We start from the raw sequence: 14,773 nt of genomic DNA on the forward strand, positions 1-14,773 counted from the left end.
CCATGTCGAGGGCCTGATCCAGTCGACAGCTCAGTCCCGACGTGGCCAAGCCTAAGGCAGTTGCACCGGAGCAGGAGCCTCCCAACCGGCAGCTCGATGCTCGACGACGACACTGGTGTAGATGCCGCCGCGCACGTTGAACTCGCCAGTCACGCGCATGAAGCGTGGAGATACGGCGGCCACCAGATCTGCCAAGATCTTGTTGGTGATCGCTTCGTGAAATGCGCCTTCCTCTCGGTAGGACCACATGTATAGTTTCAATGACTTGAGTTCCACGCAGCGCTGATCGGGGACGTAGTCGAGGTAGATCGTCGCGAAGTCGGGCTGGCCTGTCTTCGGGCACAGACATGTGAACTCGGGAATTCGCATGTGGATGGTGAAGTCCGTCCCCGGGTTGGGGTTGTCGAAGGTGTCCAGCTGCCGGCTCGGCCCGGCCGTCGGCGCCGTGGGTGTGGAGTCGCTCATCAAGGTTGCCTCGGAGTTATGCGGGGCGCGATACTCGGCGGCTTGAACGCCACGCCGACGAAGTCTGTCGCGGGCGCACAATCTAAACCACGCCGTTCCTGCACGCCACGGGGAAGCCCGCCAGGGCGCTGCAGCGTATGACGCAGCGCGGCATTGCGTCATCCCAGGGCGGAAGAGCCAAGGAAGCCACAGTAGACGTGCCGTACCCAATAAATCTCACAGGTCAGCGAGCACGACCGAGGCGTCAATGCGCCTGAGTCAGATCAAGCTCGCAGGCTTTAAGTCCTTCGTCGATCCGACGGTGCTGAGCTTCCCCACCAACCTGACGGGTGTGGTAGGTCCCAACGGCTGCGGTAAGTCGAATGTGATCGACGCCGTGCGCTGGGTGATGGGCGAGAGTTCGGCCAAGTACCTCCGTGGCGATTCACTCGCGGACGTCATCTTCAACGGATCAAGCGCGCGCAAGCCCGTAGGCGTTGCCTCGATCGAGCTCGTGTTCGATAACGGTGATGGCGCCATCGGTGGGCAGTACGGCGCCTTCTCAGAGGTGTCCGTCAAGCGCACCCTCTCACGCGACGGCGTCTCCGTGTATTCGATCAACGGTACTCGCTGCCGCCGTCGGGACATCACCGGGATCTTCCTGGGGACCGGCCTGGGCCCGCGTAGCTACTCGATCATCCAGCAAGGCATGGTGTCTCGCCTAATCGAGGCTCGTCCAGAGGATATGCGCGCCTACCTCGAGGAAGCCGCCGGCATCTCGCGCTACAAAGACAAGCGTCGGGAAACGGAGAACCGCATCCGCCACACGCGCGAGAACCTGGAGCGCCTGACCGATCTGCGCGATGAGGTCGACAAGCAGCTGAAGCACTTGCAGCGCCAGGCACGCGTCGCGGAGCGCTTCAAGGAGTACCGCGAACGCGAACACAAGCTGCAGGCGGAGCTCGCGCTCTTGCGCCTGCGTGAGCTAGACGCGGCCCACGAGCAGCAGCACCTTCAGGTAGAGCAACATCGGGTAGCAGTGGAGGCGGCACTAGCCGATCAGCGCAGTGTCGAAGCGCAGATCGAAGAGGCCCGTGAGCGACAAGCAGAACGCCAAGAAGAGGCCAACGAGGCACAGGAGACCTTCTTCAAGCACGGTGCGGAGATGGCGCGCATCGAGCAAGAGATCAGTCATGCACGTGACCTTACTGAGCGACAAGGCGCTGAGCTTGAGCGCCTCGCCAGAGCTATCGAACAGGTGCGAGGCGATATCGCAGCGGATGAGGCTCAGCTCGATGCTGGCGCCGAAGAACTTCAGTCGCTCACGCCAGCTCTGGACGCTGCCCGCCAGGAAGAGCAGGCCAGCGGTGAGCTGGTCCAACGCGCCCAGGGCGAACGGGCCGACTGGCAGTATCGCTGGGACGAGTACTCTGAGAAGGCAAGTGCCGCCGCACGCGCCGTAAGTGTCGAGGCGACGCGACTGGAGGGGCTGGAGGTTCGCAGTGAAGCCATGCGTCAACGCGCGGATCGCCTGGAGACGCTGCGCGCTTCGCTCTCGGTCGCGGAGCTCGAGGGCGATGCGCAGCAGGCGGCGAGTGCGGTGGCGGTGGCGCACAACACCCTGTCGCAGCGTCAGGACGATCTGCGTGAGGCTACCGCGAGGGTCGAGCGCTGGCGTGCCCAGCAGTCCAGCGTCGATACGCAGCTGCACGATGTGCGCGGCGAGCTCGAGTCGGTCAACGGCCAGGTCGCTTCGCTGGAGGCGCTTCAGCAGGCCGCGTTAGGCACTGACGCGCAATCTGCGAGCTTGCAGTGGCTGAACCAAGGCGGCCTGCGCAACAACCCCCGCTTGGCTCAGCAACTTCAAGTGCAACCCGGGTGGGAGGGGGCGGTCGAGGCCGTCTTGGGCGAAGGCCTTCAAGCGGTGTGCGTAAAAGACCTTGCTGAGCTCGCTCGGCTCGGAGGCCTGCCGAGGGGCGAGCGCTTGGCGCTGTTTCAGCCGGGGAGCGCTCCGCCGGCATTCAACCCCGGTGCCCATGGGTTGCAGCCACTCGCTTCCCAGCTAGGAGGCGCTGTGGTACCTAGTTCGCTCCTCGCGGGGATCTACTGCGCTGAAGACCTAGCGTCGGCGCTGGCACAACAACCTCATTTGGCAGCCGGCGAGAGCATCATTACACGCACGGGTGAGTGGCTTGGGCAAGACTGGTTGCGTCTCGGAGACTCAGCTGATCCTCGCGCCGGGGTGATCGCTCGCGAGCAGCTGTTGCGCGAGCGGCGCGAGCAGCAGCAGTCATTGAGCGAGCAGCGTGCAGCGCTGGAGGAGCAAGCCGCTCACTTGCGCGATGAGTTGGAAACCGGCGAGCGCCAGCGCGTCGCACAGCAAGAGGCGGTCAATGCCGCCCATTCGCTAGTAGCGGAGGGCCGGGGGCGCGTCGACGCGCTTGCGTCGCGCCTCGATCAGATGCGCGAACAGCTGCAGAGCGTGGAAGGCGAGCTGGCCGAGCTCGGCGAGCAACGGCGTGAGATCGCCCGCGAGGTGGAGCAGTGCCGTGCGCGTGGCGACGCGGCTGCCCGAGATCAGGAAACCCTCAGCGATCAGGAATCGGATCTTCGCCATCAGCGCGAGCACATCGATCAGCGCCTGCAGCGGGCGACCGAGTGCGCCAACGCCGACCGCGCGAAGGCACAGGGTCTTGCGCTGCAAGTGGAAGCGCGCTCGTCGCAGCAACGTTCGCTCAAGGACGCGATGGCTCGCTTGCAGCAGCAACTCGCCCAGTATCAGGGACGTAGCACGGCGCTGAGGGAGCAGATGGAGCACGAAGCTGCGCCGGTGCGCGATCTCGAGCACTCGCTGGAAGCGCTGCTCGAGTCTCGTGGGGGACTCGAGCGTGCCCTTACGCAGGCGCGCGAGCGCGTGGAAGCCACCGAGACCGAACAGCGCCAGCTACAGACCAAGCGCAACGAGCATGAGGCGGAGGTTGACCAAGCGCGCACGGCCCTCGAGTCGCAACGTCTCCTGATGCAGGAGATCGTGACTCGCCGATCGACGTGCTCCGAGGCCTTCGAGCGCCTCGAGACCACAGCAGAGGCCATCGCCGGGCAGATGGACGCGGAGCTCACCATTGCGTCCGGGGAGGACGAGCTGGAGAAGATCGAGCGGCGTATCCAACGCCTAGGGCCGATCAACCTCGCCGCGATCGATGAGTTCCAGACGCAGTGTGAGCGTAAAGAGTACCTCGACGCCCAGCACACGGACCTGGAGCAGGCGCTCGAGACGCTCGAGGGCGCTATGCGCAAGATCGACCGGGAGACCCGTACGCGCTTCAAGGAGACATTCGACCGTGTGGATGCCGGGTTGAAGAGCATCTTCCCCAGGCTGTTTGGCGGAGGGCACGCGTATCTCGAACTGAGCGATGATGACTTGCTTGCCGCTGGCGTGACCGTAATGGCCAGACCTCCCGGAAAGCGCAACAGCACGATCCACCTGCTGTCTGGTGGCGAAAAGGCGATGACGGCTGTGGCTCTAATCTTCGCCATTTTCGAGCTGAATCCAGCACCCTTCTGCATGCTGGACGAGGTAGACGCACCGCTCGATGAGGCCAACGTGGGGCGCTTTTGCGAAATCGTGCGGGAGATGTCGGAGCGCGTTCAGTTCATCTTCATCACCCACAACAAGACCACCATGGAACTCGCCAGCCATTTGTCCGGCGTGACGATGCAAGAGCCGGGTGTGTCACGCTTGGTCGCCGTCGATGTGGACGAGGCTGTGAAACTGGCAGCGATGTAAGCCATGGCGGAACTGCGTTGGTTGATCGTGCTGTTTGGCGTCCTCTTTGTGGTGGGCGTGTACTTGGCCATGCGTCGGCAGGACAGCCGTCGGGGACGTGGCGAACGTCAAGAGCCGGTGCTCGGCGTGGAGGACGGCGTCGTCAACGATCCGTGGGAAGAGCTACGCCGAGAACCGGAGCTGAGTGATTCATACGGTGTCGCGGACGACTTCTCCGGTCCAGACCCGAGCGATCCCGATCGAACCACGCCGGCCTACCTTCGTAAACGTGAAGAAACCGACAGCATTAACACCGGCACGGGCGAGCTTCCGGTGGTCAGTGTAGGTGAGGGCGTTTCACAGCTAGCGGACCCCGCGCTACCCGTCGCCCCACGCACGCGACAGCCCGCGCAACAGCTCGAACTGGGCGTAGCAGACCCTATGGCGGACCTTGCGGACGGGGAAGAGGAGCCACCAGCAGGGGCGGACATCGAAGAGGTCTTCACCTTGCGCCTTGTCCCTCGTAGCGAGGACGCGTTCGCCGGCGACTCGGTCGGGCAAGGCCTGCTCACAGCGGGGCTCGCCCGCGGCCGCTTCGACATCTTTCACTATCAACCGCCAGGCACGGATCAGTCGGTTTTTAGCGTGGCAAATCTGGTTGAACCTGGGACCCTCCGCCAAGAGGATCTCGCTGGCCAAGTCCTCCCCGGACTCACCATGTTCATGCTGTTGCCCGGGCCCTTGCCCGGGCTGCGCGCCCTGGATGAGATGATCACCTGCAGCCGGTTGCTAGCCAATTACCTAGATGGAACCGTTCAGGACGACACGGGCGGCTCGCTGACTCGCCAAACCGAGGAGCACCTGAAGGAGCGCGTGGTGGACTTCGAGCATCGACGAGCCCGCGGGGAGCGTTGAACCCGTGGTACGGCAGGGCGCGCGCGAGCGAGCGGCCGCGCTGCGGCGTGAGCTTGATGATCACAACTATCGCTACTACGTGCTCGACGATCCGGCCGTAGACGACGCGGTGTACGACGGCCTCATGCGGGAGCTGCAGGCCATTGAAGAGCAGCACCCGCAGCTAGTTGTTCCGGAATCGCCCACGCAGCGCGTCGGCGCAAAGCCCGATACTGCCTTCGCCGAGGTACAGCACGAGGTCCCTATGCTGTCACTCGGCAACGCCTTCGATCCGCAGGAGGTGCACGACTTCGACCGACGTCTGCGCCAGCGCCTCGGGCTGCCAGTGGTAGAAACCCAGTGCGGCGAGGGCAACGAGGTCGAAAGCCAGGTTGCCCCCATCATCTACACCGCTGAGCCCAAGCTCGATGGCCTTGCCATGAGCTTGCTCTACGAGCACGGGCGATTGGTGCGCGCAGCTACCCGAGGCGATGGCACCACCGGGGAGGACGTTACGCACAACGTCCGCACGCTGCGAAGCGTCCCGCTTACGCTTCGAGGATGCCCACCTGCGCATATGGAGGTACGCGGCGAGGTGTACATGTCGCGCGACGGCTTCGCCAGCCTGAATGAGCGCTTGGAAGCTGGGGGGGGCAAGCCTTTCGTCAATCCTCGCAACGCGGCCGCTGGAAGCCTCCGTCAGCTAGATGCCAGCATCACTGCGACGCGGCCCCTGCTGATGTTCTGCTTCGCCCTAGGCGCTTTCGAGGGGCATGTACCGGACAGTCAGTTCGAGCTCCTTCAGGCCTTTAAATCGTGGGGCCTGCGTATCGCCCCGGAAGCTCGTCAAGTGAAAGGTGTCGAAGGCTGCGTCGCATTCCACCAGGCGATGGCGGAGCAGCGTGAGGCCTTGCCCTACGATATCGATGGCGTTGTCTACAAGGTTGATTCGCTCGACCAGCAGCGTGAGCTCGGACAGGTTGCGAAGGCACCGCGATGGGCGATCGCGCATAAGTTCCCAGCGCAGGAGCGACCAACAGTTGTAGAGAACATCGAATTCCAGGTCGGCCGCACGGGCGCTGTGACCCCCGTCGCGCGCTTGGCGCCTGTATTCGTCGGCGGGGTCACGGTGAGCAACGCCACGCTGCACAACATGGATGAGCTGCAACGCAAGGACGTGCGGATCGGCGACACGGTGCTGGTGCGTCGGGCGGGAGATGTGATTCCGGAGGTGGCGAGCGTGGTGGTCTCGCTTCGTCCAGCTGGCGCTGTTCAGGTGCAGATGCCCGCGCGATGCCCCGTATGTGACTCCGAAGTGGAGCGCATCGAGGGCGAAGCTGTGTATCGATGCACGGGAGGCCGCTATTGCCCCGCCCAATGGGTGCGGGCCGTGCAGCACTACGCATCGCGCGGCGCCATGGACATCGTCGGGCTCGGCGACAAGCTCGTGGAGCAGCTCATCGAGACGGGGCTTTTGACCCGAGTGTCGGATCTCTACACGCTGACAATCGATCAGCTCACCGCACTGGAGAGAATGGGGGAGAAGTCCGCCACAGCCGTCCTCGCGGCGATCGATGCGAGCAAGACACGGCCGCTCCCGCGGTTGCTCAACGCGCTCGGGATCCGGGAAGTTGGAGAAAGCACCGCGGTAGCTCTCTCGAAGCAGTTCGGCACGCTGGAGGCCGTTATGCAAGCAGACCTGGAGGCACTACAAGAGACGTCAGATGTAGGTCCCATCGTCGCGCAACATATCGCCGATTACTTCGCGCAGGCCGGTCATCGCGAGGAGATTGCACGGTTGCTCGAGGTTGGCGTGGCGCCGCCTCCCCTACCCGTGGTGATGGCACATGATGACGAGCTCGAGGACGCTGGACCACTGTCAGGGAAGACGTTTGTGTTGACCGGAACGCTGAGCGGACAAACGCGGGATGAGGCTGCCGCCGCGATTACCGCGCAGGGCGGCAAGGTGACCGGAACGGTGTCCTCAAAGACGGACTACCTGGTCGCAGGTGCGAAGGCAGGGTCGAAGCTCAGGAAAGCTGAGAGACTCGAGATTCCGGTCCTCGATGAGGAAGGCCTCGCTCGACTGCTCGGGGCGAGAGAACAGCAAGGGGTTGGAGACGATGGGTAGTGCGATTCACGAGGCAGTCCTTCAGGCATGCCGAAACTTCATGATCCCTATCGCAAGGTTCCTGCTGCGCAACGGGGTGACTTTTAAGGAGTTTGCGGAGATCTCGAAGTGGGCGTTCGTGAAAGTCGCTGCCGACGACTATGGGGCCGGGGAACGGAAAGCTAGCGTATCTCGTATCTCTGTTGCGACGGGGCTTAGTAGGAAGGAGGTGGCTCGCTTCGTTGAGTTCAATCCACCTGCTCCAACCTACGAGGCGGAGTGGCGTCTGGCCAGCGCGACGCTACAGACTTGGCATACGGATCCAGAGTACCTAGATGAGTCAGGTGAACCGGTGCCTCTTTCGGTGGCGGATAATGGAGAGGGATTCAACGCACTCGTTGCGTCTGCAACCGGAGACTGTACCAACAGCAACACTGTGCTCGGACTGCTGCTTGAGGCCGATTCCGTTGCGAGAGTCGGTGAAGGAGTTGTCGTACCCACGATCCGGTACTTTATGCCCGGTGATTCGGAGTGCCACGCGGCGCACCATTTCGGCGAAGCAATAGGTAACTTAGCTAACACAATTCAGAACAATTACAATAAGCGCCGCGTCGCCACTTACTTCGAACGCTTCGTATGGACAGACTCACTGCCGAAGCTATCTGGGGTTCGGTTTCAACGACTACTGGGGGACCAGGCGTCGAAGATGCTTGAAATGCTTGACGATTGGCTTACCGCCCACGAGGTACCAGAGCCAACTGGTCGCAAGGTCGGTGTTGGCGTCTTCTATTTTGAGACTCCTGACTCAGAGAACTCCGCTCACGACGCGACTCCCTAGGAGCAACGATGTAAGTCGAAACCTACGAGTCTGGCGCGCTTGGATGCGGCGCGCCCGCCGATTCGGTTAGAGGATCAAATACACGCTGCCCTAATATCCGATGATCCGCTCGACCAGAGCAGGCCCGCTCGGGTCAGGCATAGTGCTAATAAAAGATACCAGATCGCCAGTGGGCAGATTTAGAGTTGGGTGATGTGCTAACAACTGGGTCGTGTCCAGAAGCAGTTCGCCCACGCTGACCGAACCGCTATCGGATCGCGACAGGACTCCGGTCACTAGCGTCGGGCTAGCGCCTGGCACGTACTGAGCGTTACACCTGGTCAGTTGATCAGCGAACACCACTCCGGAATCAACGATCACACCAGACAAAGCTATGTAGGCCCCCTCAGTCAATGTTATGGGGACGCTTGTGTGAACGTGTTGTCCCAGCATACGGAAGTCTGATTTGCCGGTCACCTCTTCAATTTGGCCAAGCATTACAGGGTTGCTTACGGAGCATCCCATATCGCCCATTACGGCTTCAATAGCTTCCCCTAGCTCGAACCCCGTACCAACGATGGCACTCGGTTGCGGAGTGTCTTTGACGCTATCTAAGTGTTTTGGCGTCCCTGTTCCAACAATAGCTTGAATGAAGTGGTCGTCGGGCCGACCCGAGAACCCTGTCCCAACGATCGCCAACGGCGAATGGGCTGGATCAGTCACATCCTCCGTGCGCGGGGCCGGGGCGCCGGTCCCCACAATGGCGCGAAGCTTTGGGATCGGTGCAACGCCTACCTTGGAGGTACCTGTCCCCACGATCACTGCGAGATCTGGAGTTGGAGGGTCCCACTTCAGGGGCGATCCTGTACCAACGATCGCTCGCAGCTTCGGGTCGGCATCGAAGCCTGCGCGTGGTGTGCCAGTTCCAACGATCGCGAAAGCTCGGGTGGCCGAGCCGTAAGCTAGTGGCTTACCAGTTCCCACAATGGCGAGCGGGCTAGCGCTGAACGAGGGGGCTCCGGTGCCCACGATAGCGTTGGGAGACGAACTAGAGATATCTTCGGTAGTAGTCGCTGAAAGAGCGTCAGTACAGAGAAAAACAGCCGTTACTGCTGCTAGGGCAGGTGCCGCCGCAGTACGCAGCTTGCATGAAACGCTCATTTAGTCAGACTCCTCTTTTGTACCGTCGTCCTGAAACAGATACACACCGACGCCAAGCCGAATGTTCTGCGGCTTGGCTTCGCCCTCATCTTCCCTGGGATTCAGTTCCTCTCTGTCCGCCCAGTCCTCGAGTTTCTCCAAGAACCGTTGACCCTCTATCTCAAGGAAGTCACGAAAGTCATTAGTTAGGACGATCGGGAACTCCTCGCGAAGCATCGCGCGCTCAAATCGCGATTCGTCTGTGCGGCGAGGGTCAAGGTTGTGAGAGATGGTAGAAGCCAGATCATGTATCGCACCCCCGAAGTAACGCGCGCTGTCCGGGGCCAACGTAGTCATCTTGAATGACCGGCTGACTGCCCGATAAAGTCCATCGGGCAGCTCAACAACAGCGTTCACTCCCTTCAGCTCCTCGAGCATTGCTCGAGCAGGCATGTCTCCGCTGTAGCGGCGGACTAGCTCCGCGAAGCATGGCCCCTCCCCCTCAAGCGGGAGGTCGAGCGGTATGCCATAGGGCCCCACATAGTCGGTATCGCCGAACCAACCCTGCAGCACCCGGGTAGCTCGGTTCAGGCTTGTGGTGGGAATGACGTCGACGGCCTTGCCCTTAGCTGCGTCAAGGTGCCGCTTAACCTCCTTGCGCGTAAGGCCGGTGAGTATCGCGACGCGCGAACCGCTCCGCTTTCGCCCCTCTTGCGAGAAGTCGTTGTATGCCACTTCGACGTAGACGCTCTTAGCGACCTCCGCGAACTCGCCGTAGGCGACTCCGTTGGAGATCAACATGCGTACAAGCGGTCGCATGAGATGCCGGAAAGCAGCAAGAAGTCGCGTACGAAGACGTTTGGACTCGTCATCGGAGATGGCTGACTCCGGACCGGTAGAGGTAGTTTTTTCATTCATGGTGGGAAATATATCCCATGGTTGGATGTGTAAAGGCCCGAGCCGCTATTGGTTCGGGGTCTACAGGACAGACCATGGAGGTGGTTGCCCTTAGGCCTTTAGTATCCGGAGCTGGGGCGACAAGCGCCTTGGGGACAGGAATTCCCCACGAGTGCAGGGGGTTAGCAGAGTTATTGGATCGCTTTATGCCGTGCGACGACGTCGGTTTTGCGGGGAGGGAAACGCCAGCAGGCTCGCATTGACTTGTTCATGATCAGCTATTGCAATGCGCCAGAGTTTTACATAATAACTTGATCAGACCAAAAAGAGGCCGGCTTCCGTGCCGACCGTAATGCCTCATCGTTTGGGGGATTCTGAGGTAAAAAGAACTGCCTTAGGGGGTAGACATCGGCAGCTCACGACTGAGATTACTCCTCAGCCTTCGGAAGTCTGTGACCCGTTTCACGTTATTTCGACAAGAAATACACCCGGGGCCCGGGCAGCTATTCGACCTCGCTTGGCGTCTTAGCGTCGATCTGCAGGGCGTGGATATCCGTTTTCATCAGCTCATCGACGAGCGAGAACACAAGCTGGTGGCGCTTGATTCGGTTCAGGCCCTCGAATTGCTCGGAGACAATTCGCACGCGGAAGTGGCCGCGACCGTCCGCGGCACCCGGATGGTTTCGGTGTCGATGGGAGTCGTCGATGACATCCAAGGCGACCGGCGCCAAAGCGCCAAGTGCCTCCCGCAAGCGGGCAGGGCGAGTATCTTGGGAGGTGTCGCCAGTCACGGCAGGACCTTGCGGAAGGGTTTGACCACCACGTCGCGATACACCCCAGCCGCGAGGTAGGGATCCTCGTTCGCCCAGGCGCGGGCATCGCCCAAGGATTCGAATGAGGCAACGATCAGGCTGCCGGTAAACCCGGAGTCTCCAGGATCTTCCGCATCGATCGCTGGATGTGGACCTGCCACCAATAGGCGCCCCTCATTCAGAAGTGCCTGCAGGCGGGCCAGATGCTCCGGACGACTGGCTTTGCGAGCCTCCAGACTACCCTCGCGATCAGACCCCATGATGGCGTAATACATCAACTCTCCTCCTCAGCTTCCTGGGGCAAGTGGCGCTGCAACCAGAGGCCCTGAAGCAACATGAACACCAGGGTGAGTCCAAGCGTGCCAAACAACTTGAAATTCACCCAGGTCGACTCAGAAAAGCTGTAGACCACCAGTAGATTCAGGGCGCCAAGCAGGACGAAAAAGACCACCCAAGCCATGTTGAGCTTGCGCCAGACCGCGTCCGGCAGCTCGATTGCATCACCCGCAGCTCTCTCAATCAGGGACTTGCCCGTGAACAGCTGGCTGCCCAAGAACACGGCCGCGAACAGCCAATCGATCACCGTGGGCTTCCATTTGATGAAGAGGTCGTTCTTGAGCACCAGAGTGGCCGTTCCGAGCACCAATACGAGCGCCGTGCTGATCAAGTGCATGCGACTCAAGGAGCGGGTCATCGCGTAGCCCACTAGCAGTTGCACGGGCATCGCAATCATCAGCGCAAGCGTAGCCCGGTAGATATCGCCCCCGGGCAGTACATAGCCCAGAAAGAAGACCACGATGGGCAGGAAATCGATGAGCGTCTTCAGCATTCTATATTCTTGAAACTGTCGATAAGTGAGTGGGTTAGGGCGCCTTGGGGGAGACCTATAGGCGTGCCGCTGTGGCGTTGGGTTGCGTTTCCGGCCCTGGATGGTATCAAAGAGCATGGCGGCTGCCTGGTAGTCGGGCGCGAAAGGCAAGGAACGCACTCATGACACAGCATCTGAAGGTACACCCCGAGAACCCCCAGGAGCGCCTGCTGCGCCATGCGGTGGAGGCCCTACGAGGCGGCGGTGTCATCGCCTATCCAACCGACTCTTGCTATGCGCTGGCGTGCTTAATGGGCAGCCGCGACGCCATGGATCGTATCCGCAAGCTGCGCGGCAACCCCGATGAGCACTTCTTCACCCTGGTCTGTCGTGATCTTTCGGAGATCGCCACCTACGCGCGCGTGGATAACTCGGCCTATCGATTCATCAAGGCGCACACGCCCGGCGCCTACACCTTTGTGCTTCCTGCAAGTCGTGAGGTGCCCAAGCGACTGGCGGAGGGCAAGCGCCGCACGATCGGCCTGCGCGTGCCGCAGCACACGGTGGCGTTAGAGCTGTTGCGATTGCTCGGCGAACCTCTGATGAGTACCACCTTGCAACTGCCAGCGGACGACACGCCCTTGAGCGACCCCGAAGACATCGCCGATCGCCTCGCTAAGCGCATCGATATCGTAGTTGACGGCGGTGCCTGCGGTTTCGCGCCCAGCACAGTCGTCGATCTCTCTGAGGATCCTCCCAGCATCCTGCGCTCGGGCAAGGCCCCGGTCGCAGGCACAATCTGACCTTTGTGAACCTCCGCGGGAGCGTGGCCTGAGTGGCCACCGATGACGGTAGACGCCTCGTCTCGGGTATGCGCCCGGCAGGTCGACTGAACCTAGCGGACTACATCGGTATCCTAAACAGTTGGGTACAGCTCCAGCAGGAGCAGGAGTGCCTGCTGTTCCTGGCAGACTGGCACGCGCTCGCGGCGAGCTATGCACACACACGCGAGTTCCGCCAACGAATCAAGGACACACTGATCGATTGGTTGGCAGTAGGCATCGATCCCCGACTCGCCACCGTTTTCCTGCAATCGCGCGTGCCCGAGTGCGCTGAACTGAACGTGCTCCTCGGTATGTGTACGCCAACTGGATGGCTGGAGCGCCTGGTGGTGGCTCGCGGCGGAGAGCCAGCAGCGCCCGGGCTCTCGGTGCAAGCGTCGTCGTTGGACGCCGCAGCGGCAGACGGTGGCACCGTCGGACAGCTGACTTACCCGCTTCTTCAGTGCGCGGACATTTTGCTCTACCAGCCAACGCACGTTTGCGTCATGGAGGAGCAAGCGGCGCACGTCGAATTCTGTCGCGACGTTGCCGGGCGCTTCAACCATCTGTTTGGCCGAGAAGAGGACGCCCAGAAGCACAACATGAGAGCTCTGAAGTCGCTTGGCAAACGCGCTAGCCAACAGCTGGAACAGCACCGACGCGATTTCCAGGAAAGAGGCGACGAAACGGCGCTTAAGGCCGGGTTGGCGCTGGTGAGCAACAGTCAGCACCTAACCTTGGGCGACCGGGATCGGTTGATCGCCTACCTGGAAGGCGGCGGTCGCTCGCTCCTGAGTGAGCCCGAAGCGGTGGTGGTGGGCAGTCTTCGCTTGCCTGGCACCGACGGCCGGCCGATGGCGCGCGAGTACGAAAACACCATCGAGCTACGGGACGAGCCCGAAGTCGTGCAAAGGAAGCTCCGTAAGATGCCCACTGATCCTGCCCGAGTACGTCGCAAAGACCCTGGAAACCCTGAAAAGTGCCCGGTCTGGCGGTATCATTTGCGGTTTGGCGACGATGCCAGCCAGAAATGGGTCTCCGAGGGTTGCCGCGGTGCAACTATCGGCTGCACCGACTGCAAGGCCCGCGCCGCAGAGGCCGTGGTCGCGCAGATCAGTCCCATTGCTTCGCGTGCCTCGGAGCTGGCAAGCCGCCCGGAAGTGGTCGGCAGCATTATCGTGGAAGGCAGCGAACGCGCCCGCGAGATCGCCAAGGACACCATGCGCAGCGTGCGACATGCGATGAGCCTGACCTAGACGGTCCAGGGCTCCGCAGCGCGCCTGCGGGAGCCGAGAATGAGCGAGCAATCGAACACAGATCAGCAACACGCTGCGGCGTCGACCGAGGCCCAGCCGACGGAGGCGAGCGCGGAGCAGCGGCTCGAGCCTGAGGCGCAGCCGAGTGAATCCCTCGATGGCACCAGCGCTTCCCAAACCGAACTACCCTTCGCGTTCGTGGACGGTGAGCCGATCACCGAGCTACCGAAGGACTTGTTCATCCCACCCCAGGCACTCTCCGTCTTCCTCGAAGCATTCGAGGGGCCGCTCGACTTCCTGCTGTACCTGATCAAGCGGCAAAACCTGGATGTGCTCAACATCCCGATTGCCGACATCTCGCGCCAGTACACGGGCTACATCGATCTGATGCAAGACATGCAGCTCGAGCTCGCGGGCGAGTACTTGGTGATGGCCGCCACGCTGGCGGAGATCAAGTCCCGCATGCTGCTGCCCAGACCGGTAAGCGAGGAAGAGGATGAGGGCGAGGATCCGAGGGCTGAGCTCGTGCGGCGCCTACAGGAGTACGAGCGCTACAAGAACGCCGCAGAGCGGGTGGATGAGTTGCCTCGGATGGAGCGCGAGAACTGGCCAGTATCAGCGCCCATGGTGGAGCGCACGGTGGTTCGCAAGCTGCCGGAGGTCACGCTCAAAGAGATGGTCGCGGCCTTCGGCGAGGTCATGTCGCGCGCGGAGTTGAATCAGCACTATCACATCCGTCGGGAAGCTCTGTCGGTACGCGAGCGTATGACCGAAATCCTCGATAACTTGCGCGCGGCGGAGTTCACCGAGTTTCGTGACCTCCTGCGCGCGGACCAGGGAAAGCAGGGGGTAGTGGCGAGCTTTCTCGCCGTACTCGAGTTGGCCAAGGAGTCGCTGATCGAGATCGTCCAATCAGGTGAATTCGCACCGATCCATGTGCGCGCGGCCGGCTCGGATAACCCGCAGCCCGCGGCGAGTGATGCAAGTACCGAGTAACCCCAACTTCTA

At 61.6% G+C, this 14,773-nt stretch carries 12 protein-coding genes; 7 read left to right on the top strand and 5 right to left on the bottom strand.

The window, feature by feature from the left end; all coding sequences use genetic code 11:
* Nucleotides 1-51 precede the first annotated feature (51 nt).
* Complete coding sequence (queF, locus tag AAGA68_06080) at nt 52-465, bottom strand: preQ(1) synthase (protein MEM9384608.1); 414 nt, start codon at nt 463-465, stop codon at nt 52-54.
* A gap of 247 nt (nt 466-712) precedes the next feature.
* On the opposite strand from queF, the gene smc reads away from it, so the two are divergent.
* The 4 genes from smc to AAGA68_06100 are packed head-to-tail and all read left to right on the top strand — an operon-like array spanning nt 713 to nt 8,052.
* On the top strand, nt 713-4,231 hold the full coding sequence (gene smc, locus AAGA68_06085; GenBank protein MEM9384609.1) for a chromosome segregation protein SMC: 3,519 nt from the start codon (nt 713-715) through the stop codon (nt 4,229-4,231).
* A gap of 3 nt (nt 4,232-4,234) precedes the next feature.
* Nucleotides 4,235-5,125: a cell division protein ZipA C-terminal FtsZ-binding domain-containing protein gene (locus tag AAGA68_06090; GenBank protein ID MEM9384610.1), complete on the top strand. Its 891-nt coding sequence runs from the start codon at nt 4,235-4,237 to the stop codon at nt 5,123-5,125.
* A 4-nt stretch (nt 5,126-5,129) separates the two neighbouring features.
* Nucleotides 5,130-7,235, top strand: a complete 2,106-nt coding sequence (ligA, locus tag AAGA68_06095; protein ID MEM9384611.1) for an NAD-dependent DNA ligase LigA — start codon at nt 5,130-5,132, stop codon at nt 7,233-7,235.
* A complete protein-coding gene (locus AAGA68_06100) occupies nt 7,228-8,052 on the top strand; it encodes a DUF6502 family protein (GenBank protein ID MEM9384612.1) in 825 nt (274 codons plus the stop codon). The genes ligA and AAGA68_06100 overlap by 8 nt, the downstream gene beginning before the upstream one ends.
* Nucleotides 8,053-9,192: 1,140 nt before the next feature.
* Here the strand turns inward: AAGA68_06100 and AAGA68_06105 are convergent.
* The 4 genes from AAGA68_06105 to AAGA68_06120 all read right to left on the bottom strand — a co-directional run bounded on the left by AAGA68_06105 (nt 9,193) and on the right by AAGA68_06120 (nt 11,709).
* Entirely contained in the window at nt 9,193-10,089 is an 897-nt protein-coding gene (locus AAGA68_06105; GenBank protein ID MEM9384613.1) for a DUF6502 family protein, read from the bottom strand.
* Nucleotides 10,090-10,571: 482 nt separating this feature from the next.
* Nucleotides 10,572-10,859 carry a BolA family protein gene (locus tag AAGA68_06110; GenBank protein ID MEM9384614.1) on the bottom strand — a complete coding sequence of 96 codons (288 nt, stop codon included), beginning with the start codon at nt 10,857-10,859 and terminating at the stop codon, nt 10,572-10,574.
* Entirely contained in the window at nt 10,856-11,155 is a 300-nt protein-coding gene (locus AAGA68_06115) for a YciI family protein (GenBank protein ID MEM9384615.1), read from the bottom strand. The genes AAGA68_06110 and AAGA68_06115 overlap by 4 nt, the downstream gene beginning before the upstream one ends.
* Complete coding sequence (locus AAGA68_06120; protein ID MEM9384616.1) at nt 11,155-11,709, bottom strand: septation protein A; 555 nt, start codon at nt 11,707-11,709, stop codon at nt 11,155-11,157. The genes AAGA68_06115 and AAGA68_06120 overlap by 1 nt, the downstream gene beginning before the upstream one ends.
* A gap of 161 nt (nt 11,710-11,870) precedes the next feature.
* On the opposite strand from AAGA68_06120, the gene AAGA68_06125 reads away from it, so the two are divergent.
* The 3 genes from AAGA68_06125 to AAGA68_06135 are packed head-to-tail and all read left to right on the top strand — an operon-like array spanning nt 11,871 to nt 14,761.
* Entirely contained in the window at nt 11,871-12,491 is a 621-nt protein-coding gene (locus AAGA68_06125) for an L-threonylcarbamoyladenylate synthase (protein MEM9384617.1), read from the top strand.
* A 32-nt stretch (nt 12,492-12,523) separates the two neighbouring features.
* Complete coding sequence (locus AAGA68_06130) at nt 12,524-13,765, top strand: tryptophan--tRNA ligase (GenBank protein MEM9384618.1); 1,242 nt, start codon at nt 12,524-12,526, stop codon at nt 13,763-13,765.
* A 39-nt stretch (nt 13,766-13,804) separates the two neighbouring features.
* Nucleotides 13,805-14,761 (top strand): segregation/condensation protein A, encoded by a 957-nt coding sequence (locus tag AAGA68_06135; protein ID MEM9384619.1) that lies wholly within the window; start codon nt 13,805-13,807, stop codon nt 14,759-14,761.
* Nucleotides 14,762-14,773 lie beyond the last annotated feature (12 nt).

It is taken from the genome of Pseudomonadota bacterium (assembly GCA_039193195.1).
Taxonomy (GTDB): domain Bacteria; phylum Pseudomonadota; class Gammaproteobacteria; order Steroidobacterales; family JBCBZW01; genus JBCBZW01.